This is a genomic window from Caldisalinibacter kiritimatiensis (assembly GCF_000387765.1).
GTDB lineage: Bacteria > Bacillota > Clostridia > Tissierellales > Caldisalinibacteraceae > Caldisalinibacter > Caldisalinibacter kiritimatiensis.
In genome coordinates this window covers 1-1,107 of record NZ_ARZA01000034.1, presented here as the reverse complement: position 1 = coordinate 1,107, position 1,107 = coordinate 1, and the positions used below count along the sequence as shown (strand labels likewise).

General features: G+C 29.3%; 2 protein-coding genes. Both read left to right on the top strand.

The genetic code is table 11. The features are described from left to right. Positions 1-76: 76 nt before the first annotated feature. Positions 77-373, top strand: coding sequence for a hypothetical protein (locus tag L21TH_RS01000; protein ID WP_162138475.1), 297 nt, complete (start codon positions 77-79; stop codon positions 371-373). Positions 374-378: 5 nt separating this feature from the next. Continuing rightward, the gene (locus tag L21TH_RS15015; RefSeq protein ID WP_006306813.1) at positions 379-1,071 is read left to right on the top strand and encodes an ATP-binding protein; all 693 of its coding nucleotides are present in this window, start codon (positions 379-381) and stop codon (positions 1,069-1,071) included. The last annotated feature ends 36 nt before the right edge of the window (positions 1,072-1,107 follow it).

The window sequence follows — 1,107 nt, the reverse complement described above, 5'->3', positions numbered from 1 at the left end:
TATAAATGCTAAAATAGAAATGTACAAAAATGCAAAAATAACTATGTACAAAACCCAATAAAAATACACAATTTTATTGGGTGATAAAATGAAATATAAATTAGTAACAGATGTTGAAATTAATTCAGTAGAAGATTTAAAGAAACTTAGAACAATTGTGGAGGCAAATAACTTGGACAAACTAAAATTCAGTGAGATAGCAAGAAATTTAGGGATCGATAGAAGGACTGCCAAGAAATATTATCTAGGAGATGATAAAAAGGAAAGAAAAAAGAAAAAGTCTGTAATAGATGAATACTACAAGCTCAGTTTGATTGGAAAGAAAAAATCAATTTTACATTTAAAAATGGAGAAAAGATTATCATTAACGTAGGAAGTTTGATTTTATCTGCATCAAGATTTAAAGTATGGACAATTTATCCATCAGTGAGTTTAGATTGTGTTTTAGATTTTTTAGCAAATTCATTTGAAATTATAGGAGGTGTTCCAAAGGAAATATTAATAGATAATGCAACAACAATGATGCTTAAAGCTAGAACTGAGAGTAATAAAGGAACTGTAAATCCTAAGTTTCAGCAGTTCGCTGATGATTATGGATTTAAAGTAGTTCCATGTATTGTAGGAAGGATATGCCAAGGTACAGGAGTACCACCTATTCTTGTATATAAAAAAGAGAAAGAACATCTTTCCCCTCTACCACAAGAAAAAATTTGTTCTTTCTACAAGATTTCTACCATAAAAGCGACAGTTAATCTAAATGCATTATTTCATTATAGGATAAAGTATTTTTCAAAGTATAAGCTACTTATTATTGATGAAATAGGTTATTTACCTATAGGAGAACAAGAAGCTAAAATGTTTTTTCAACTAATAGATCGTAGATATGAGAAAAAAAGCACCATTATAACTAGTAATATTAATTTATCTGATTGGTCAGACATCTTTGTAGATAATATGTTAGCAAGTGCCATTCTTGATAGACTGGTTCACCATTCTAGTACTGTAAATATCCTTGGCAGTTCTTACAGGACTGCTGAGGCCTTATCCAAGGTCGGCCAAAAAGATAATTAATTGTACATGAAAATATTTGCACTTTTGTACAAAAAA